Raw genomic sequence first — 20,114 nt, forward strand, 5'->3', positions numbered from 1 at the left:
TTTTCGCGCCAGATACCAAAAATTGAATCTCCAGTGTAATGCGTTCTGAAAAAGACTGCGACGACAAGTGAAAGGGCTAAAAAAAGGTTAGTGCCCCGCAGGACACTAACCACAAGACCACTACTACAGCTCTAGAGAACTCATGCCCCATGATACTGAGACTAACAAGGAGAGTTATCAGCCTCAGGAGTCATCATCGGACAGGATTAGATTACGATCATCAGACAACGTTGTCAAACAAAATATTTACTCTTTTTGTAAATTTTTCATCTAAGTACAATAGCTATAAATATATGAAATTATCACTATGTTTTTATGCACAAAATTGGAGAGCCCCATCCAGTTATTTGCACCAAAATAGCAGAAAAGCACCCCTTAGCTGATGGCACAGAGAGGGATAAATGCCATTGCAGTATGGACGACCATACACGAGTGGCTTCGCAATTAAATATTATTAACAAAATACCCATCCCAAACGTAAAACGAGTAATATTTAACTATTCATGGAAATTAAATCCGCTGCTGAATAGCAGCCAGCTTAACCAGCACTAAACTCGAGAAAAAAATGAAATCGCTCTACTCTTTAAATGAAAATTTACAGATTAAATCTTTTACTGTTGGCAACGAACAGAAAAAAATTATTGTGATTGATGACCTATTACAGCAGCCGCAAACCATGGTTGATATTGCTGCACAAAGTATTTTCAACCCCTACCCAGGTTACGAAAATAAAAAAGGATATCCAGGTATTCGCGCTCCGGCTCCTCAGGACTACTCTTACAACATCACAACATTTTTAGAGCCAATTATTAAGCGAGAACTTCAGATTCCGGCACATCTAAATATTCGCAAAAGCCCTTGTTCATTTTCATTGCTCACTATGCAACCGGAAACACTTGGCCCCCTACAGCGCACACCGCACTTTGACTCCAGCAATCCACATCATATAGCTGTTTTACTATATCTATGCGATGAACATCACGGTGGAACCGCGTTTTATCGCCATGTTGCCACTGGCTTAGATCAGATTACCGCAACTACTCGCGAACAATATTTGGATGTTTGTTACGATGAGCTTAATACCAAACGCCCTAAAGCAGATTACATAAAAGATTCAACTGAGCTGTATACCAAAATAGGCTCGGTTCAAGCCAAGTTCAACCGACTAGTAATTTATAAAGGGAGCATATTGCATGCTCCTTTTATTGAATCCAATATCAGTGTTGATAGTCACCCACGTACAGGCAGACTAACTGTCAATACATTTTATGATTTCTAACTTTTGGTAATACTGGACTGATAGGCATTGTTAAATCGCGTTAACCATTCACGATGCCCCAGCAACCCCTGCTCAAGTTGCTTACCTTGGTGCATTATTTTTTCTAACTCGGCTGCAAATATTTTCTCTTCTCGCTGAGTCATTGCTTTGGGATTGGTTTTATATTTCATCCCGTAAAGAACATACAAATAGTTATCCACATCAAACAGATCAAAGCGGCTAAAAAAATCGGACTTCTTGGGTGAATTCACTTCCCACATTTCCAGCCTTTCAGCTAATACATCTGAAATATCAGCCTTTATGGTATTTGCTCTCCAGAATTCGGAATCTGTTCGATTGGAGATGCAGTAATGCATTTGCACGAAATCCATGACCCGCTCCCAAGTGTAAGCCACCACCTTATTACAGTAATTAGCCGCCACCGACATAGTGGACCGCTCCACTGAAAAATTTCGCGCAAATAATTCCGCACAAAAATCCGTGACTAATATGGATGTTGCCTCCAATGGCTCAACAAACCCTTGAGCCAAGCCCAAAGCCACCACATTCTTATGCCAGAATTTCTCCCGATAACCTATTTGCATTTGAATTTTTCGCGGAGAGAGAGAATCGGCCTCTACATTAAGATAATTGGCCAAACCAGTAAGCGCCCTTTCGTCATTCATATATTGACTGGAATAAACAAAACCAACACCGCGGCGATTAATAAGCGGAATGTCCCACACCCACCCTGCACCGTGTGCAGTAGCAAGCGTGTAAGGCGCAACCTCTGATGTTTCAGGAATAGGAATTTGCACCGCAATCGCAGTATCGCTAAGAATTTGTGCTGATTTATCGACGAATTTTATTTGCAACAAATTACCCAATAGCAGCGAATGAAACCCTGAGCAATCAACATAAAAATCGTATTCCAGTTTTTCGCCTGCACTTGTTATTAAAACATCGACATCACCCTGTTCATTCAGCAACGCCTCAACAATTGTGGCCGACTTTCTCTTCACCCCAAAGCGTTGCGTTGCATTGCGTGCGAGTAATTGGCCAAACTTCACCGCATTGAAATGGTAGGCATAATTGGTAACACCTTCATAAGCTAATGAATCCATTCGCTTGGGTGATTTCATCGCCTCTGCAATAGCAGTTACCTCAGTGACGGCAGAAAAATTAATCGTTTTATTATTCTGCAGATAGTAAGGCGTAACATCGTAGCCACCTGGGTAGGGGGAAGAAAAAGGATGATAAAAAAAATTGCCTTTGCCATTTTTTTCAGCGCACAACCAATCGACAAATTTAATTCCGCACTTGAATGTGCAATCGCAAGACGCCAGTAATTCTGCTTCAGAAATACCAAATTTTTGGAGCGACTTACGGATATGTGGCACAGTCCCCTCGCCTACACCAATAATGCCAATTTCTGGAGATTCGATGACGGTAATTTCAATATTCGGTTCGGCTTTTAACTCTACCGCCAAGTGATTTGCAGCCAGCCACCCAGCTGTACCGCCCCCCACAATTGCCACCCGTTTAATTTTCATCATCGCCACCATCAACTTAGCTAATAAATACATTAGAAATAAAAAAGCCCAGCATAAGCTGGGCTTTTTTTGGACTACACAGCTATTACAGTTTGAAGCTTACGCCCAACATATAGCTAGCTTCACCTTCAAATGACCAAGCAGGGAAACCTTCCAATAATGGGGTTTTCATGCCATATGCAGCAGTATAGGCCTCTGCAGCACCATATTGAACGTCATCTTCAGCAAGCAAGTTAGTTGCTTCGAAAGTTACACTGATATTGTCGGTAGCATTCCATCCCAAACTCAAATCAAGTGAGCCAAAATCGTCATGCATACGGTTGCCGTAGTAACCAGTTTCACGAATCATGTACTCTGAACGCCAGTTGTATGCAGCGCGAGCAGAGTAAACATCATTTTCCCAGTAACCAACCAGGTTCACGCTGTCTTTTGATGACTCGGTAAACACGCCGATGCGATCAGCATAGCTTTCCATTGGCGCATTGCCGTTGGTGTAGGTGTAGTTTGCAGAAATACCAAAGCCATTATCGAATGCGTGGTTCAATTGCAATTCAATACCATCAATCTCACCACCACCGGCGTTTTTCAGGGTATTAACTTCCCAATTGTCGAGGCCGGTATCCGGGCTTACCAAACCAATAGATTGGTTCACTTGAATTTCGGTGGTAACGAAGTTGTTGATTGACTTAACGAAGTAAGTTGCAGAGACCAGATTGCCATCGCCATAGTAGTACTCAAGACCCAAGTCAGCTTGAGACGATTTCATTGGTTTCAAACCAATATTACCAATGGTCAAACGCTCATTACCTTGCACGGTGTCTTGGTAACCTGCTTGAGTTGCGGCAGTAAACATGTCGTTGTAGTTTGGACGACTGATCGCTTGTGATGCAGATGTACGCAACACCAAGTCATCAGTCAGATCGAAAGACACGTTCACACTTGGCAATACATCGTCATAATCTTCTTTGGTGGAAGACTTGTCAGCACTGTAGTACGCGTTTTGAGCCAAGTCACCATCTGCTAACGGAGTACCGTCAATAGCGTATGAAGTACCGGTGATTTCACTGCTGATATAACGCAGACCGAAGTTACCTTTAACTGCATCAGCTTCAAAAGTGAACATACCGTAGAGCGCATCATTTTTCTCATTCAGCGCAGCGTAACCTGAACGCTCTTCTTTCCAGCCATCGATATCAGCCTTGGTAGCAGCGATCATCGCACCCAGATTTGGCTTTGGCGCCTTGAAGCCATTTGAACCCACTTCAAAAGTTCCGTTATAGAACATAGAAGTGTCATTCTGAGTTTGAGTGCCAATTACTGCCGCATCAGAAGATTTCTCAACATCATGATCCGTAGTACGGAAACCAGTTTTGAAAGATTTGATTGCACCCAAATCCAAGTCAAACTCAAAATCCACTTGTGCATAAGTTTCTTCATCAGAGTTTGGACCTCTTTTTACCGCCCAAGCTTCTGCTGCTGCTTGATCACGATAGTTATCGATAGTCATGTTCATATCAGCAGTGGCATCGATTTTGATTTTCTTGCCTGTAGCATCAATGCTACCAGCCCACAACGCCATGTTGTAATCACCCAAACTGGCGAAATGAGAGAAGTTAGTAGTGAGGTCTGTACCACCCTCAGCCTTCGTATTACCTACACGGCCAGTAACTTTATATGCATCACCGCTGTATTCCATCTCGAAGTCATAGGTATCAGAAGTCATGCTAGCAACACGACCCCAAGTCTGGTTAAACACTTCTGTTCCGAGCGCACCACTTGCCCAACCAGCAGTCAGATCACCGCGAATTGGCTCTTTAACGGTGTTCTTAACGCAGACGCCAGCCGCATTAGTTTCTTCACAAACGTAGTTGGAAGTGGTTTTATCCATTCCAGTAAAAAGATAGGTACTGGTGTTAGTGTTATTAGCCTTCAGATCAAGAGACAAGGCATGCAAAGTCATAGACAGAGCTTCAGTAGGAGCCCACTGAGCAGTCAAGTCCAGCGCAGTGCGCTCACGCTCTTGGATAAAAGTAGTTGGAGAAACGTCATCCGACCAACGATAGTCAGCTTCGGTACCACGACGTACATAGTCAAAATCTTCAGTGGCACCAGCAACCAAAATACCGAATGTTTCTGAATCGTTTTTCCAGCTGTACAAACCTGATACTTCAGGTGAAACGTCATCGCTGATCTCACCGGTACGCGCTTTAACACCAGCGTATACAGAATTAGCTTCCATATCCAAAGGTTTGCGGGTTTTAACGATAACAGTACCGCCGATGCCACCTTCGTTCAGGTCAGCTTGTGATGATTTGTAAACATCAATTCCACCAACCAATTGTGATGGAAGCAATGAGTAGTTAAAGCTACGATCAATAGCTTGTTGATCGTACCAACCGGTAGAAGCAACGTTTTGACCATTCAACTGGGTCAAGGTCATTTGTGGTGCTGCACCGCGAATAGAAACAGATGCACCTTGACCAAATGCGCGACCAACAGTTACGCCAGGTATACGGCCAAGAGACTCACCTACGTCTGAGTCTGGGAATTTACCCACATCTTCAGCCGATACAGCATCAACCACTGCAGTTGAATTACGCTTGATATCAACAGCGTTTTTCAATGCGCTGCGAATACCGGTTACCAAAACTTCTTCTGGTTCTGCGCCTGCTTGTGCATTAGCAGTAGTTGCAAAACCCATCATGGTGACGGCTGCTACTGAACCGAGCATCAATGCACTCTTATTGGCCAGTTTGATCGCATCACTTAACTTGTTACGCATGGTTATTCTCCCGTGACTTGCAATTTGTGTGTATTAATAATTACCCAAACCCTTCGACATTCGCGCCTGTAAGACAACGTTGTCGATGAGCAAACACTATCCACAGGGGACAACGTTGTCAACATATTTGTAAGCAATATGTAATAAGCGGAGAGCCGCTAAAAACTTTTAACTTTTGTAAGTTTTTGTTGCAAATCAATTGGTTGGATGATTATTGCGACACAAGAGGAGGCAGACAGCAGGAAAATATTTTTTGCAGAGAAACAGAAAGGATTACCAAAATACACACATGACTTATCCGATTAATAAAAAAGCCGCTAAAGAGCGGCTTTTTTACTGTTTGTGATGCAAATCACTCATGCACAAACTTGTATCACTGATTCACCAGTCGCGCACGCAATTGGCGCAAACTTGCCTTCACACTGCGCGCATTTTCGGGGCCCATACGCAACATTAATTTGTGCGTTTGCGGCAGAGCTTCAAGTGCAGGGTCAGCATATTGATAAAACACTTTCGGTTGAACCAATAACAAATCACCTTGCGCATCGGGTGCTGCAAGCAGGTTATCGATAGCGGCAATCATCACGCTGTGGAAGTTAGGTTTTTTCAAACCCAATTCGCGAAAGGCTTCTTCCAGCAGAGGATAAAAACGGCGATAAACTGCAACCGCCGCGTCGCTATCAATTAATGCCAAGGTAGTGACATATGACTCGTAGCGCTGATAATTCTTGGGGGAGACCCGCTCTTGCTCCGCAGCCACTCCCTCAATCATCACAGTAAAGGACTCGGCGATAAAAGGCGGTGGGGGCGATACAACCGGGCGGTATTCGTGTATGACTTTACCTTCAGCAATATTGTTAACGGCAAGAACAAATTTACGCAGGACTTCTTGCGGCACTAACAGCTGAATCAAACCCTCACCACGCAATTGCTCCAGTGCAGCGAGGATACTGCTATCACTTTCATTTAATGCAGGGATAGGTTCAACCTCAATGACTGGTTGAGGCGGTTCGTACTCAACAATAGGAGCCGCTGCACTGCTGGTAGCGACTGACTCTTGGGGAGCAGTTGGTACGGGCGCGGTAACAGTAGGTGTTACCGCTGGTTTATCATCACGTAACAGAAAGAAAGCGCCCGCCGCAAATAACGCCAGCACCACAATAACAATCAATGTGGTTGACGATGATTTTTTGCGCGGTTGATAGTCATCACTCATTACAATACCCTTTAGATTAGCGACTTTTAAGATCAGTGATTTTTAAGATTGTTGGCTCTTATAGCGACCTCTGCTATTTATTGCAGAGATATTAAGAGCCTTTGATCATAAAAACCTGATATCAAGAACCTGACATTAAGTAATAGTACAGCTGAATTATGGCTTAATCCCTATTAAGGGGACAGCCTCAGCCAGCATCAGTTCCTCAGTTTCCCTCCACCGTTTTAGCCAAACTGATTAAATCCACAATTACAAGGACCATTATGATTCGCCAACATCCGTTGTTTGTCATGTTTAGACGATTCGTACACAACCTTTTACGCAGCAGTCTTGGGCTGATATTTCTCGTCACTCTAGGTTGCGCTACTGTTGCCGTATCCCACTGGGATGAACTCTACGGTAAACCCATGCCACGCGAACTGAGTGATGGCCCTGCCAACGCCAGTCTGACCTATTACCAAGACACCCGCCCTATCCTCGAACAACGCTGTGTTGTCTGCCACGGCTGTTATGACGCGCCCTGTCAGCTCAAGCTGGAGGCTTACGAGGGTTTGTTGCGCGGCGCCAATCCAGCGAAGGTTTACGCTACCCGTCTTACTGGCGACCCTTTGACCCGTTTGTTTGAAGATGCGCAGAGCACCGCCGAATGGCGTACCAAAAACTTCCATCCGGTATTAAATGAACGCGACAACACCCCCAACGCCAATATTAATGCCGGGGTGATGGCACAATCGCTGGCACTTAAGCAACAGCACCCGCTGCCACAAACGGCGATACTGCCAGAAACCTTCGATTTCAGCCTCGACTCAACCCAATACTGCGCCGGTATAGAAACCTTTGATAGCTTCGCCGAGGACAAACCACTCTGGGGTATGCCCTATGGTCTGCCCGGTTTAAACCCTGAAGAACACAGGATTACGATGGATTGGCTAGCACAGGGCGCGGCTATGGGTACTCCTAAAGCACTCCCTGCCGCAATTACTACGCAAGTTGCTGAGTGGGAGCGCTTCTTTAATGATGCGAGCCTGAAAGGGCAATTGGTCAGCCGCTATATATATGAACACTTGTTTTTGGCGCATCTGACATTTGCCGAGGCGCCAGACGCGCATTTCCGCCTTGTACGCTCCAGCACACCACCGGGTGAACCTTTGGACCGCATCAGCACATCTCGCCCCTATGACGATCCGAAGGTAAGCCGCGTTTACTATCGCCTCTGGCAAGATCCATCTAGCACACTTGCCAAAACCTATATGCCTTATGCATTAAGCAAGGCGCGCATGGAGCGCTGGCACGAACTCTTCTTCTCTGAAGCAGCGGAAGCTCGCTATGAAGTCACTCGTTTGCCCGATTACAAACCCGAGACCACCGCCAACCCGTTTATTATCTTCGCGGAATTGCCGATCAACGCCCGCTACCGTTTTATGCTGGAAGAAGCGCAATTCACCATCATGAATTTCATTAAAGGCCCGGTGTGCCGCGGCCAGGTTGCGCTGAATGTGATTCAAGATCACTTCTGGGTGTATTTCTTCTCACCCGAAACCCAAGGCTCCGAAATGGATTCCCAGTTTCTAGCGGCGAACAGCAAGCATTTAAGTTTGCCAAGCGAAGCGGGCAACACCTTTCGCCCACTGAGCAACTGGCTGAAGTATTCCGAGATGCAAATGGAGTATCTCAATGCCAAGGCTGCGCTGGTGCAATCCAAAGCTGCCGAAGGGGGAACCAAGCAGGGTATCAACATCATTTGGGATGGCGATAAAGGCACCAATCCCAATGCCGCCCTGACTATTTTCCGCCACAGTGATAGTGCAAGTGTGCATAAAGGTTTGGTCGGTGAACCGCCCAAAACAGCGTGGATCATTGGCTATCCACTGCTGGAGCGAATCCACTATTTATTGGTTGCCGGCTTTGACGTCTATGGCAATGTATCCCACCAATTGCTCAGCCGTCTTTATATGGACTTTTTGCGGATTGAAGGTGAATCTGGATTTGTCGGCCTTTTGCCTGCCGAAGCACAGGAAGCTGAATTCAAATCTTGGTATCGGGGCGCAGAAGAAAACCTGCAGACCTATATAGATGCCTACATAGGCCAACTTAAAGTCCCCACCTTTCTGGACTACAAAACCAACACACCCAAGTTGGAGCTGTATGAGATGCTGCAAAAGCACATAGGGAGTATTAGCCAATCGCCGCACAACATACGTGCGCCTGCGCTGCCGGAACACAAACGCGCACGCTATGAGAAGCTGCAAAATACGCGCGGCAAGCCCATCAGCTTTTTACCGCAGACCACCATCATTTATGTACCCAAGGTGGGGCTGTTCACTCTTGTGCATAACAACGCTTACACCAACCTGTCGTCATTATTCGGTGAAGATGAACGCCGCATTCCCAGTGAGGACAACCTGACTATCGCTCAGGGCGTGATTGGCGCCTACCCCAATAGTTTTATGAAAGTGGAAGAGCACCAGATGGACGACTTCATCAACCGCGTGCAAAAACTGAATTCAGAGCAGGATTACCGGGTACTGCGCGATATTTACGGCGTGCGCCGCAGCAGCAGCGATTTTTGGGCGGTTAGCGATTTAGTGCACAAACTCTATCGCCAAACTGATCCTGATGAAGCAGCAATACTGGATTACAACCGCTTGGAAAATAGGTAAGGAAGGTAAAGCCGCCAAGCGCAAATTGCGGCTTGGCGGCAAATACAGTATTCTCGCTAATAATCAATCTCATTTACAAACAAGATATTAGCCATGAATACTGCCCCGTCTGGCGAAAGCCTTCGCCTTGATCAATGCGCCCGCGGCGCGACTGTGCGCGTAACCGGATTAATTGATCAACCTTTGTTCGGCGCTCAGGATGAACGTGTTGCCTTACGTCTGAAAGAATTGGGCTTTTTACCCGGAGCACCATTAAAAGTCATCGGCTTTGGTCTGCTGGGTTCAGACCCGCTGGCGGTACAAGTGAACGGCACCAAGTTTGCGTTGCGCCGCGCTGAGGCAGCCAAAATCTGTGTTGAGCCTATTCAACTCTAATTATTAGTGCAGTTATTCGTTCCTAATCATCCTTAATCGATACCGCCTGCTCTTTCGCTTGGATGCAGGCTAGCAACCTCAGGTAGCAAGAATGTCCGCCCCTATTCGCTTTGCGCTGATTGGCAATCCCAATTGCGGTAAAACCTCTTTATTCAATCGCCTGACCGGCGCCCGCGCCAAGGTTGCTAACTACCCCGGCGTTACCGTTGAGCGCCGCTCCGGTATGGTGACCGGTTTGAGCAAAGCCGCTGAATTGCTGGATTTACCCGGCACCTACAGTTTGTTTGTGACCTCTCCCGATGAACAGGTCGCGCGCGATGTGATCCTCGGCAAGCTCGCCGGTGAGCGCCGCCCGGATTTACTCATCGCCGTAGTCGATGCCTGCAATCTGCGCTTGGGGTTGCGCTTGGTGATGGAGCTGAAAAGCCTGAATCGCCCTATGGTCATGGCGCTCAACCAAATGGATGAAGCCAAACGCCGCGGTATTAGCATTAACACTGCTGCGCTCTCCCAAGCGATTGGCATGCCGATTATCGAAACTGTTGCAGTTAACAGCCAAGGTGTTAGCGAATTGCGCGCATTTATGGATGAGCGGGCGCAACAGCCCGCACTGCCAGAAGGCGAGCAGAGCCTCACCCTGAGCGATCGTCAGGAATCGGTGGAAGCGCTTTACGCTGAAATCGAAAGCCTCATGCAGCAACATGTTATCCAGCCGCCAACCCTGCCCCGCTGGCAGGATCGCCTCGACAGCGTGGTGATGCATCCGGTACTGGGCTTGGCGATTCTGTTCAGTATTCTGTTTGTGATTTTTCAGGCGGTATTTGCCTGGGCGTCGCCGGTGATGGATTTAATCGAAACCATTTTCGGCTCACTCGGCGAGCTGGTCGGCAATACTATGCCCGACGGCATTCTAAAAGCCTTTATTGTGGATGGTTTGATCGCGGGCGTTGGCGGCGTATTAGTGTTTCTGCCGCAAATTATCATCCTCTTCTTCTTTATTTTGCTGCTTGAAGATACTGGCTATCTGACTCGCGCGGCATTTTTGCTCGACCGCCCCATGCGCGGACTGGGCTTGTCCGGACGCTCGTTCATTCCGTTACTCTCCAGCTTTGCCTGTGCGATTCCCGGCATTATGGCGACCCGCACCATCTCTGATCCGCGCGAGCGCTTTATCACCATTATGGTGGCGCCACTGATGACCTGTTCCGCGCGCCTGCCGGTTTACGCGTTGATTATCGGCGCGTTTATCCCCGAGCAAACCGTATGGGGAATGTTCAACCTACAAGGTTTGACTTTGTTTGCTCTTTACTTGGCGGGGATTATCAGCGCAGCGCTGATCGCCTGGATTATGCGCCGCCGTAAGGAGCGCGAGCATTACCCGCTGCTGCTGGAACTGCCTAGCTATCGCCTGCCGATGGCCTATCACCTGCTGATCGGATTGCGCGAGCGCGGTTGGATTTTTGTGCGTCGCGTAGGCACCATCATTCTGGCGCTGAACATTGTGATCTGGTTTCTCGCCACCTTCCCCGGCGCGCCGGAAAACGCCACCATGCCCGCAATCGACTACAGCTTTGCCGGCCAGCTAGGTCACTTTATGCAGCCGCTGTTTGCGCCGCTGGGCTTTAACTGGCAGATGTGTATTGCGCTGATTCCGGCGATGGCCGCACGTGAAGTCGCCGTTGCTGCACTCGCAACTGTGTATGCAGTAGGTGAAGAGTCAATTGATGTTGCTTTGGGTGCAGCGATAAATGCCAGCTGGTCGTTGCCAGTCGCTTTTGCGTATCTCGCATGGTTTGTGTATGCGCCACAATGTTTGGCCACAATTGCGGTGGTAAAACGCGAAACCAACTCGATGAAATCGACCGCGTTTTTTACTGTCTATTTATTTGGCTTGGCTTACTTTGCCGCTTGGGCGACTTTCCAAATCGCCAGCATACTGGTCAGCTAACACCAAGGTTTTAGGAGGCATTTATGTGGCAAGACATTCCCTGGCAAGAAGTGATTGTTGGCTTATGCGTCCTCGCGGCGGTGTACTTTTTAGTGCGCCGCTGGTTGTTCCCCGCAAAAAAATCCGCTGCCTGTGGTGGATGCAGCAGCTGTGATACCCCCAACAAATCCAGCTGTAGCAATCCTTCCGATAAGTCCTGAGTATTCATCGCCTACAAGTTACTGGTTTGCGCTTGGTTTACCGCACAAGGATGACGCGGGGTACTGGCTCCTGCGCAGCGGCTCCCGTATAGTCGAGCCACGCCTTTCTCCATAAAGATTTCTCATCCAAGGATCAGTGCTATGCCGCAACTGGAAACACGTACTTTTCTTCTGTTTTTGATACTCGTAACCCTCGGGTTTTTAATGATCTTAAAACCCTTCTTCGGCACTATTTTCTGGGCCTGTGCCATCACCATTATTTTTTATCCCATGCAGCGCAAACTGCTACAGCGCTATCCGGGGCGAGTAAATACCTGCTCGCTACTGACGTTATTGGCGTGTATTTTGGTGGTCGTGCTGCCCGTCACTGTGCTCATCAGCTCGGTAGTGGCCGAAGGTGCTAACTACTATCAAAAGTTTGAGGATGGCGAGATTAAACCCGGTCAATACATAGATCAGGTACGCACCGCCTTCCCTACCATTCAACACTCGCTGGAGCGCGTCGGTCTCGATTTTGCCAAGGTCAAAGAAGGTGCGTTAAACGTCACCATGAGCGGCGGTAAGTGGCTGGCGCAAAATGCCCTGAGCATTGGTCAGAACACCTTCAGCTTGCTGCTGAATATGTGTTTGATGTTGTACCTGACCTTTTTCCTGCTGCGCGATGGTGAGCGTCTGATTGAGCTAATCATTCGCGCCCTGCCAATGGGCGATGCCCGCGAGCGTTTATTGTTTGCCAAATTTGCCGAAGTAACCCGCGCCACCATTAAGGGCAACCTTGTTATCGCTATTGTTCAGGGCAGTCTCGGCGGTCTGATCTTTTGGGCGCTCGGTATTCCCGGCGCGCTCTTGTGGGCGGTGGTAATGGCGATGATGTCGCTGATTCCGGCGGTTGGCCCGGCCATCGTCTGGGCACCAGTAGCCATCTACCTTTTGGCCTCTGGCGATACCGTGAAAGCGATAGTCTTGGCAGGCTTCGGCATGGGCGTAATTGGTTTGATCGATAATATCCTGCGCCCGATTCTGGTTGGCCGCGACACCCAAATGCCCGATTACCTTGTGCTCTTATCCACCCTTGGCGGATTGGCATTATTTGGTATCAATGGCTTTGTGGTAGGGCCTTTGGTCGCCGCGATTTTTATCGTCTTTTGGGGGATTTTTATGCGCGAAGTGCATGTACATCCCGATCAACCATTGCACGCACAACTGTCGAATCCTGACGCTGAGCCCGAATCCAATAAGGATTCTGCCGCATGATCTGCTAGACTGCGCGGCCTTGTTTATTTAGCGGAAATGATTTTATGTCTACTCAGTACAAGACGAACGAAGAACTGGTGAGCTACGGTATTGGCCGCCAAATGGGCGATCAACTCGCCAGCAATCCGTTTGACGGTGTATCGCCAGAGGCTGTGGCGCAAGGCGTTATGGATGCTCTGAAAGGCGTGGATATGCCCTTTGGCAACGAGCAAATGCAAGCGGCGTTTGAGGCGATCAACGCGCAAATGCAAGCGAAAGAAGCTGAGCAAAGCAAAGTGTTGGCTGCGGCTGGCGAAGCTTTCCTGGCTGAGAATGCTAAAAAAGATGGCATTACTGTGACTGCATCTGGCTTGCAGTACGAAGTGATCACTCAGGGTACTGGTGCGATTCCAACCGCGACCTCGAAAGTGAAAACTCATTACCACGGCACTTTGATCGATGGCACTGTGTTCGATTCTTCTGTGAATCGTGGCCAGCCAATCGACTTCCCGGTTAACGGTGTTATCGCCGGTTGGACTGAAGCTCTGCAATTGATGCCAGTGGGTTCCAAGTACCGCTTGTACATCCCTTACAACCTTGCCTACGGTGAGCGTGGTGCGGGTGCCAGTATCAAGCCTTACTCAGCGCTGATTTTTGATGTTGAGTTGATTGATATTGTTGGTTGATTTTCAGTTTGAAATAACCACCAGCATGGGTTTCGGGGTGACCTTTTTCGACACGCCGTAAACCCATCCCTGGGGGCTCGGATGCGGCATCCATGCCGCATACGGTCTCAAAGATCACCCCGAACCCCATGCTTCATCGCCGCCAAGTAATTCATCTCCTCTTAAATAAAAACCTATTCTGTTGTTGGATTCTCCATGTGGTTTAAAAATTTACGTTTGTATCGCCTGACCGAAGAGTGGACTATTTCCGCTGAAGAATTAAATGAGAAGCTGGCCGAGTTTTGTTTTAACCCCTGCGGCAGTCTCGACCCAATGCGTTACGGTTTTGAATTTCCGCTCGGCCGCCACGGCAGCGAATTTATTCACGTGACCAATGGCTACATTATGATTTGCGCGAAGAAGCAGGAAAAAATTCTGCCCGGCGGCGTAGTCAAAGAACAGCTTGAAGAAAAAGTGCTCGCCCTTAGCGAAGCAGAGTCGCGTCCGATTGGTCGCAAAGAGCGCGACACAATGAAAGACGAAATTATTTTCTCGCTGCTGCCCAAAGCCTTTACTCGTTCATCGCTGGATTTCGCGTATATCGCGCCACAAGAAAAGATGATTGTGGTGAATTCCTCGTCCGCCAAGCGCGCGGAAGATTTGCTCAGCAAATTGCGCGAAGCACTTGGTAGTCTGCGTTGCCTGCCTATCGCCCCAAAAAATATACCTACGCAAGTGATGACCCACTGGCTGCGTGAAAGCGAAGCGCCGCATCAGTTTGAATTGGGCGAAGAAGTGGAATTACAGGCTGCGAAAGATGGCCGCGTGATTCGCTGTAAAAAGCAGGACCTCACCGCGAGCGAAATTCGAAATCATCTCGAAAGCGGTATGCATGTGAGCAAAATTGCGCTGGTGTGGAAAGAGTCCATCAGTTGCATCGTCGATGATCAACTCGGCATCAAACGTTTGAAGTTTGAAGATGTAATTAGCGATAAAGCCAACGAGCGCAACCCAGAAAGCAAAGCGGAACAATTCGATGCCGACTTTGCGATTATGGCGATGGAACTGAAAAACTTTATCGCTGCCCTACTCGCTGCTTACGGCGGCGAAGCTGATCCGGAGTAAACCGAAATAGCTTTACATAAGGCGCTACGGCGCCTGCAAGTTCACTCACTACTGGAACTATGACTATGCAATTTTTCAAAAGTCCTGTACTAAAAAGCCCCGCACTAAAAAGTCTCGCACTCATTGCCGCCAGCACATTGATGTTTGGATGCAGCAAAACCCCTGAAATCACCAAAATCGAAGGCTTTGCGCAGGGCACGACTTATCACATCAGCTTTGAGCTGCCCGCAGACTCCGACGCTGATGCAAGCACCGTTAAAAAAGCGGTTGATGATGAGTTGGCGCGTATGGATAAAGTCTTATCCAACTATCGCGATGATTCAGTGATCGAGCAATTTAATGCGCAGCAAAGCACAGATAGCATCGAGGTGGATGCTGAGCTGGTTGCGCTGGTAGAAGATGCGCGCAAAATTCATCGCGCGAGCAATGGCTGCTACGACCTCACCATAAAACCGCTGTTTGATTTGTGGGGTTTTAAGAAAGATGTATTCAGCCCGCCGAGTGATGCTGACCTTGCACAAACTATGGCAGTGATCGGATTGGATAATCTGGAAACGGTTGATGCCACCCATCTACGCAAACACATCCCCAGCTTGCGTATCGATGTATCTTCTATTGGCCAAGGCTACGCCGTTACGCGCATAGTCGAGATTCTTGAACAGTTCGACATTGAAATTTATATGGCTGAGATTGGCGGCGAACTGAAAATTAACGGCAAAAAACCGGATGGCGAGGCATGGCGTATAGCGCTGGAAAAACCGCTACCGGATGAGCGCAAGATGTACAAGATCGCCAGCTTCGACACCGGCAAACCTATGTCACTAATGGCTTCAGGCACCTATCGCCACTTCTTTGATAGCAACGGCAAACGCTACAGCCATATCATCGATGCGCGCACCGGTAAGCCTGTTGAACACAGCACCGTATCCGCAATAATTTTGCTGGAAAACGCAACACTGGCGGACGCCTGGTCAACGGCGTTTTCGTGCTTGGGCAGCAAAGAGGGCGTGAAAGTCGCCAACGAAAATCAGCTGGCGGTTTTGTTTATCGATCAAGAGGGCGATGAGCTGATCGAGACGCAAAGCGATGTGCTGAAAAACATGACTGATGTGCGTTTGATCCAACCTTAATCGTCTTTATGAGCGGGTGCCCAAGAGGGCATCCAGCTCGTTAAGAATGTATTTCGCCTCCATCCACTCGCCCAAATGGGTGTTCATAAACTCGATAAAATTATGTGCCGCAATCGGCAAGCGCCGGTCGCCGTGACGCACCAGATACCAGTGACTGGTGAGCGGAAAATCGCGCACCTTAATAATCGCCACCTTACTGTCAGCACGCTGCGCCAAAGTGTGTTCCGACATCACCGCCAACCCCAAGCCCGTCTCCACGCTCAAACGAATGACTTCGTTACTTTCGATCTGCAAGGTTTTGTGAAGCTGGAAATTCTGCTCACGCAGCCAGTTTTCAAACACCATGCGCGTCGCACTGCCCGGTTCACGCATTAAAAACCGCTCGTTGGCCAACTCGGAAAATTCCACCTCATCCCGCTGCGCCGCCCAGTGTTGTAGCGGGGCGATAAGCACCAGCGGGTTGCGCAAAAAGCGCGCACTTACCACATGGTCGCCCGTAGGTGGATGACTGAATAGATAAAGATCATCCAGCTGATTTTGAAAGCGCTGCAACACATGGCCGCGGTTGCCGATATTGAAAGTCACATCCACCGCCGGATATTGCAGCGCATAGGGGCTGAGCAGACGCGGCAAAACGTACTGGGCCGTCGTCACGACTCCGATACCAAAATGCCCCTTGGTGCCTTGGGCGGCATCGCTTAAAAAATCATTGAAGTCGTCAAAGCGCGTGAGCGCATCCTGTGCCGCGTGGTACAACTCGCGCCCCACAAAAGTCGGCTGATACTGACCATCGCGTACTTCCAACAAAGGCTCGCCGACCGCTTCGGTCAGGCGCTTGATCTGCAAGGAAACCGTTGGTTGGGTGAGATGCAACTGCCCCGCCGCTTGCGAAATCGACCCAGTGCGTACCACTGCACTGTAAACCTGCAACAGCCGGAAAGTCAGATGGCGGATGTTCATAAGCACCTCCTCGCAAGCAGAATATAGATAATCGTAAATATAAAATTATTTAAACATTAATTATCTTCTATTGATGCTACTGACGACAATGGCGCCCGGAAACAAGCCCACCGGAGACCAGCCATGCCCAATATAGTGATTATGTTTTTCCTTCTCGGCGTTATCGCCGGGGTCGCCAAGTCCGACCTTAAAGTCCCCAAAGCGGCTTACGACACCCTCAGTATTCTGCTTATGCTGACCCTCGGCCTCAAAGGCGGCCTCGCGCTGCACGGCAACATGCACTGGCAACTGCTGCCGGAAGTGATCACCGTGATTCTGCTCGGCATAGCCATTCCCCTCGCACTCTATCCACTGTTGCGCAAGTTCGTGCAGCTCACCGCCGCCAATAGCGCCAGCATCGCCGCTCACTATGGCTCCGCCAGCGCCGGTACTTTTGCGGTGGCACTCGCCTACGCAGAATCGCACAACCTGAGCATCGCCCCGCAAACCACGCTCTACCTGGTATTGCTGGAGCTGCCCGCGATTGTGGTGGGAATCCTGCTCTACAAACGCGCCACAGGCAGTGGCAGCAACATGAAAGGCGTATGGCACGAAGCGCTCACCAGCCGTGGCGTTGTGTTACTGACCGGCGGCGTGATCATCGGCTACCTCTACGGCGCCGAAGGCAGCAAAGACATAGCCCCCCTCTTCCTCGGCGCCTTCAAAGCCCTGCTCGCACTGTTTTTGTTGGAGATGGGAGTGTGTGCATCCAAGCATTTAGCCCCCTTCCCTTGGCAGCACTGGAAGCTGGTCACCTTCGCACTAATCGCGCCATTGGCATTAGCAATAGTCGGCGCACTAGCAGGCATCGCCCTAGGTTTGCCTCAAGGCAGCGTACTAATCCTCTCCGCCCTCACCGCCAGCGCGTCATACATCGCAGCCCCCGCAGCGATTCAAGCGGCGATAAAAGATGCGGATGTGGGATTAGCAATATTCGCTTCACTCGGCATCACCTTTCCGCTGAATGTGCTGCTTGGAATTCCGGTTTATTACTGGATGGTGGAATTAATGGGCGGGATTTAAAAATTTATTAAGGTAGGTTGGGCAGCAATGCCCAACTTTTATTTGAAAAAACATTTTTGTATTGATGTGAAAATGTTGGGCATAGCTGCCCAACCTACGACTCCAATTCATACCAGATTCAGCCGCAAGGAATAGAGTGAATCGATTATTCAACCAAGGAGATTGCGATGAACGGTTTTACGACTTTTGCTATTGGCTTGACTCTTTTCGCGGGTGTATCCAGCAGCTGTTTTGCGGAGTCGTTGCGCTGTGGTGGCGCGCTTGCGCAGATTGGGGATACCAAAGCGGATGTTCTGAATATATGTGGTGCGCCGCTAGTGACCGATACCTACTGCGAACCTATTGCACTGTCCACACAACCACAGGGAGTGCAAAATGGCGATAACAATGTGCAAAACAACACAGCCATTGCGACTTGTGAGAATGTTGATATTTGGACTTACACACCGGCAAAAGGAAAATTTGTAACCCATCTGTATTTCGCTCGGGGCAAGCTACAGACCATTCGTTATGGCGACCGTGTGAAGTGATAAGTCTTGTTTAGCTAATTGCAGATCAGGGTTGAACATTTTATGGTGGCGCCACAACGATAAAAGTTTTACTCAAACACAACCTCTCATAGCAATAACAACCCTTACCTTAAGGAAACAGCGAATGAGAGTTTTAATTAAATGTTCAATCTTTTCAGCCCTTGTTTTTGTGCTTGGCAGTTGCGGTGGGAATGGCGGCAACGCAAGCACAACAGATACATCATCTGCGGCGATTTCATCTACAGCATTAAGCTCAAGCATTAGTGAAATGATTGCGGGCGATTACAGCGCGCCAGTGCTATCGGACTTTGCCGATCTGCCGCCTATAGCCACCCTGCCCAATCCATTTGTATTTGGCGACGGAACAGCCGTCACGCAAAAACAACAATGGCCATGCCGACGCGCAGAAATTGCCGCGCAAGTGCAGCACTACGAGTTGGGTTTAAAACCGCCAGCGCCAGCACAGGTGAGCGGCACCATCAGCAACGAAAAAATCATCGTCACTGTGAATGAAAATGGCAAAGCAATTTCATTCGAGGCAAATATCATTCTTCCTGCAACCGGAACAGCGCCTTACCCCGCGATGATCGGCATTGGCAATTCCTATCTAAATAATGAGGCGCTGTCACAACAAGGTATTGCCGTAATTCAATTCCCCAACAATCTGTTGGGCGAACAGCAAAATGGTGATTCGCGCGGGAAGGGAAAGTTTTATGAGATCTACGGTAGCGACCATAGCGCCAGCGCCATGACGGCATGGGCTTGGGGCGTAAGCCGATTAATTGATGTACTACAAACCTCAAACAATTCCCTTATCAACTCTGATCGTTTGGGCGTAACCGGTTGTTCACGTAATGGTAAGGGCGCGCTGATTGCCGGTGCATTGGACGAGCGTATTGCACTGACCATCATGCAAGAATCTGGCTCCGGTGGTGCAGCGAGTTGGCGTATTTCTGATGCGCAATTAGCAGCCGGGCAAAACGTACAAACCCTGCGCCAAATTGTTACTGAAAATGTGTGGTTTACGGAGCGATTTAAAATATTCAGTGAAGCGGCAACCAAGCTGCCATTTGATCACCACAGCGTGATGGGTCTAATCGCCCCACGCGGATTATTAGTCGTTGAAAATACAACTATGGAGTGGCTGGGCAACCAAAGCACTTACACCACTGCGGTTATCGCGCAGGAAATTTGGAAAGCGCTGGGTGCGAGCGACAATATGGGTGTATCGCAAGTAGGTGGTCACAACCATTGCTATTTACCTGCCAGTCAACAAGCCTACGTTGATGCGTTTGTACAAAAATTTTTACTGGGCGATGAAGCGATAAATACGCAAGTCCAAAATACGGACAGCACTTTTCCGGTGGAAATTTCACGCTGGGTAAATTGGGAAACACCCGAACTGAATTAACACGCA

16 protein-coding genes are annotated in these 20,114 nt (G+C 48.7%); 12 read left to right on the forward strand and 4 right to left on the reverse strand.

Annotated features, from left to right (window positions below):
- The first annotated feature begins 565 nt into the window (after positions 1-565).
- Positions 566-1,279 carry a DUF6445 family protein gene (locus SPL68_RS11325; protein ID WP_323815260.1) on the forward strand — a complete coding sequence of 238 codons (714 nt, stop codon included), beginning with the start codon at positions 566-568 and terminating at the stop codon, positions 1,277-1,279.
- Here the strand turns inward: SPL68_RS11325 and SPL68_RS11330 are convergent.
- The 3 genes from SPL68_RS11330 to SPL68_RS11340 all read right to left on the reverse strand — a co-directional run bounded on the left by SPL68_RS11330 (position 1,276) and on the right by SPL68_RS11340 (position 6,809).
- Positions 1,276-2,844 (reverse strand): tryptophan halogenase family protein, encoded by a 1,569-nt coding sequence (locus SPL68_RS11330; RefSeq protein ID WP_323815261.1) that lies wholly within the window; start codon positions 2,842-2,844, stop codon positions 1,276-1,278. The genes SPL68_RS11325 and SPL68_RS11330 overlap by 4 nt on opposite strands.
- Positions 2,845-2,896: 52 nt before the next feature.
- A complete protein-coding gene (locus tag SPL68_RS11335) occupies positions 2,897-5,593 on the reverse strand; it encodes a TonB-dependent receptor (RefSeq protein ID WP_323815262.1) in 2,697 nt (898 codons plus the stop codon).
- Positions 5,594-5,966: 373 nt separating this feature from the next.
- Positions 5,967-6,809, reverse strand: coding sequence for a DUF3014 domain-containing protein (locus tag SPL68_RS11340; protein ID WP_323815263.1), 843 nt, complete (start codon positions 6,807-6,809; stop codon positions 5,967-5,969).
- Positions 6,810-7,099: 290 nt separating this feature from the next.
- Between SPL68_RS11340 and SPL68_RS11345 the strand changes: the two genes are divergently transcribed.
- The 8 genes from SPL68_RS11345 (at position 7,100) to SPL68_RS11380 (ending at position 16,145) form a co-directional block, all read left to right on the forward strand.
- Positions 7,100-9,469, forward strand: a complete 2,370-nt coding sequence (locus SPL68_RS11345) for a fatty acid cis/trans isomerase (RefSeq protein ID WP_323815264.1) — start codon at positions 7,100-7,102, stop codon at positions 9,467-9,469.
- Between the two features lie 93 nt (positions 9,470-9,562).
- Complete coding sequence (locus SPL68_RS11350; RefSeq protein WP_323815265.1) at positions 9,563-9,844, forward strand: FeoA family protein; 282 nt, start codon at positions 9,563-9,565, stop codon at positions 9,842-9,844.
- Between the two features lie 91 nt (positions 9,845-9,935).
- Positions 9,936-11,792, forward strand: coding sequence for a ferrous iron transporter B (gene feoB, locus SPL68_RS11355; protein ID WP_323815266.1), 1,857 nt, complete (start codon positions 9,936-9,938; stop codon positions 11,790-11,792).
- A gap of 23 nt (positions 11,793-11,815) precedes the next feature.
- Complete coding sequence (locus SPL68_RS11360) at positions 11,816-11,992, forward strand: FeoB-associated Cys-rich membrane protein (protein ID WP_323815267.1); 177 nt, start codon at positions 11,816-11,818, stop codon at positions 11,990-11,992.
- A 141-nt stretch (positions 11,993-12,133) separates the two neighbouring features.
- The gene (locus tag SPL68_RS11365) at positions 12,134-13,246 is read left to right on the forward strand and encodes an AI-2E family transporter (RefSeq protein WP_323815268.1); all 1,113 of its coding nucleotides are present in this window, start codon (positions 12,134-12,136) and stop codon (positions 13,244-13,246) included.
- Between the two features lie 44 nt (positions 13,247-13,290).
- On the forward strand, positions 13,291-13,911 hold the full coding sequence (locus SPL68_RS11370) for an FKBP-type peptidyl-prolyl cis-trans isomerase (protein WP_323815269.1): 621 nt from the start codon (positions 13,291-13,293) through the stop codon (positions 13,909-13,911).
- Between the two features lie 195 nt (positions 13,912-14,106).
- Entirely contained in the window at positions 14,107-15,015 is a 909-nt protein-coding gene (rdgC, locus tag SPL68_RS11375; protein WP_323815270.1) for a recombination-associated protein RdgC, read from the forward strand.
- Positions 15,016-15,080: 65 nt separating this feature from the next.
- Entirely contained in the window at positions 15,081-16,145 is a 1,065-nt protein-coding gene (locus tag SPL68_RS11380; protein WP_323815271.1) for an FAD:protein FMN transferase, read from the forward strand.
- A 6-nt stretch (positions 16,146-16,151) separates the two neighbouring features.
- Here the strand turns inward: SPL68_RS11380 and SPL68_RS11385 are convergent, their stop codons facing one another.
- Complete coding sequence (locus SPL68_RS11385) at positions 16,152-17,105, reverse strand: LysR family transcriptional regulator (protein WP_323815272.1); 954 nt, start codon at positions 17,103-17,105, stop codon at positions 16,152-16,154.
- 123 nt (positions 17,106-17,228) lie between these two features.
- Between SPL68_RS11385 and SPL68_RS11390 the strand changes: the two genes are divergently transcribed.
- The 3 genes from SPL68_RS11390 to SPL68_RS11400 all read left to right on the forward strand — a co-directional run bounded on the left by SPL68_RS11390 (position 17,229) and on the right by SPL68_RS11400 (position 20,108).
- Positions 17,229-18,167 carry a sodium-dependent bicarbonate transport family permease gene (locus SPL68_RS11390; RefSeq protein WP_323815273.1) on the forward strand — a complete coding sequence of 313 codons (939 nt, stop codon included), beginning with the start codon at positions 17,229-17,231 and terminating at the stop codon, positions 18,165-18,167.
- A gap of 167 nt (positions 18,168-18,334) precedes the next feature.
- The gene (locus tag SPL68_RS11395; RefSeq protein WP_323815274.1) at positions 18,335-18,697 is read left to right on the forward strand and encodes a DUF2845 domain-containing protein; all 363 of its coding nucleotides are present in this window, start codon (positions 18,335-18,337) and stop codon (positions 18,695-18,697) included.
- 124 nt (positions 18,698-18,821) lie between these two features.
- Positions 18,822-20,108 (forward strand): glucuronyl esterase domain-containing protein, encoded by a 1,287-nt coding sequence (locus tag SPL68_RS11400; protein ID WP_323815275.1) that lies wholly within the window; start codon positions 18,822-18,824, stop codon positions 20,106-20,108.
- Positions 20,109-20,114 lie beyond the last annotated feature (6 nt).

It is taken from the genome of Cellvibrio chitinivorans, from assembly GCF_035117775.1.
In the GTDB taxonomy this organism is placed as follows: domain Bacteria; phylum Pseudomonadota; class Gammaproteobacteria; order Pseudomonadales; family Cellvibrionaceae; genus Cellvibrio; species Cellvibrio chitinivorans.

What these genes read in the sequence shown, in the direction of transcription:
- SPL68_RS11335 (WP_323815262.1), bottom strand. Translation starts at nt 5,593, where the DNA reads ATGCGTAACAAGTTAAGTGATGCGATCAAACTGGCCAATAAGAGTGCA.
- SPL68_RS11370 (WP_323815269.1), top strand. Translation starts at nt 13,291, where the DNA reads ATGTCTACTCAGTACAAGACGAACGAAGAACTGGTGAGCTACGGTATT.
- SPL68_RS11395 (WP_323815274.1), top strand. Translation starts at nt 18,335, where the DNA reads ATGAACGGTTTTACGACTTTTGCTATTGGCTTGACTCTTTTCGCGGGT.
- SPL68_RS11380 (WP_323815271.1), top strand. Translation starts at nt 15,081, where the DNA reads ATGCAATTTTTCAAAAGTCCTGTACTAAAAAGCCCCGCACTAAAAAGT.
- SPL68_RS11390 (WP_323815273.1), top strand. Translation starts at nt 17,229, where the DNA reads ATGCCCAATATAGTGATTATGTTTTTCCTTCTCGGCGTTATCGCCGGG.
- SPL68_RS11385 (WP_323815272.1), bottom strand. Translation starts at nt 17,105, where the DNA reads ATGAACATCCGCCATCTGACTTTCCGGCTGTTGCAGGTTTACAGTGCA.
- feoB (WP_323815266.1), top strand. Translation starts at nt 9,936, where the DNA reads ATGTCCGCCCCTATTCGCTTTGCGCTGATTGGCAATCCCAATTGCGGT.
- SPL68_RS11360 (WP_323815267.1), top strand. Translation starts at nt 11,816, where the DNA reads ATGTGGCAAGACATTCCCTGGCAAGAAGTGATTGTTGGCTTATGCGTC.
- SPL68_RS11365 (WP_323815268.1), top strand. Translation starts at nt 12,134, where the DNA reads ATGCCGCAACTGGAAACACGTACTTTTCTTCTGTTTTTGATACTCGTA.
- SPL68_RS11400 (WP_323815275.1), top strand. Translation starts at nt 18,822, where the DNA reads ATGAGAGTTTTAATTAAATGTTCAATCTTTTCAGCCCTTGTTTTTGTG.
- rdgC (WP_323815270.1), top strand. Translation starts at nt 14,107, where the DNA reads ATGTGGTTTAAAAATTTACGTTTGTATCGCCTGACCGAAGAGTGGACT.
- SPL68_RS11350 (WP_323815265.1), top strand. Translation starts at nt 9,563, where the DNA reads ATGAATACTGCCCCGTCTGGCGAAAGCCTTCGCCTTGATCAATGCGCC.
- SPL68_RS11345 (WP_323815264.1), top strand. Translation starts at nt 7,100, where the DNA reads ATGTTTAGACGATTCGTACACAACCTTTTACGCAGCAGTCTTGGGCTG.
- SPL68_RS11330 (WP_323815261.1), bottom strand. Translation starts at nt 2,844, where the DNA reads ATGTATTTATTAGCTAAGTTGATGGTGGCGATGATGAAAATTAAACGG.
- SPL68_RS11340 (WP_323815263.1), bottom strand. Translation starts at nt 6,809, where the DNA reads ATGAGTGATGACTATCAACCGCGCAAAAAATCATCGTCAACCACATTG.
- SPL68_RS11325 (WP_323815260.1), top strand. Translation starts at nt 566, where the DNA reads ATGAAATCGCTCTACTCTTTAAATGAAAATTTACAGATTAAATCTTTT.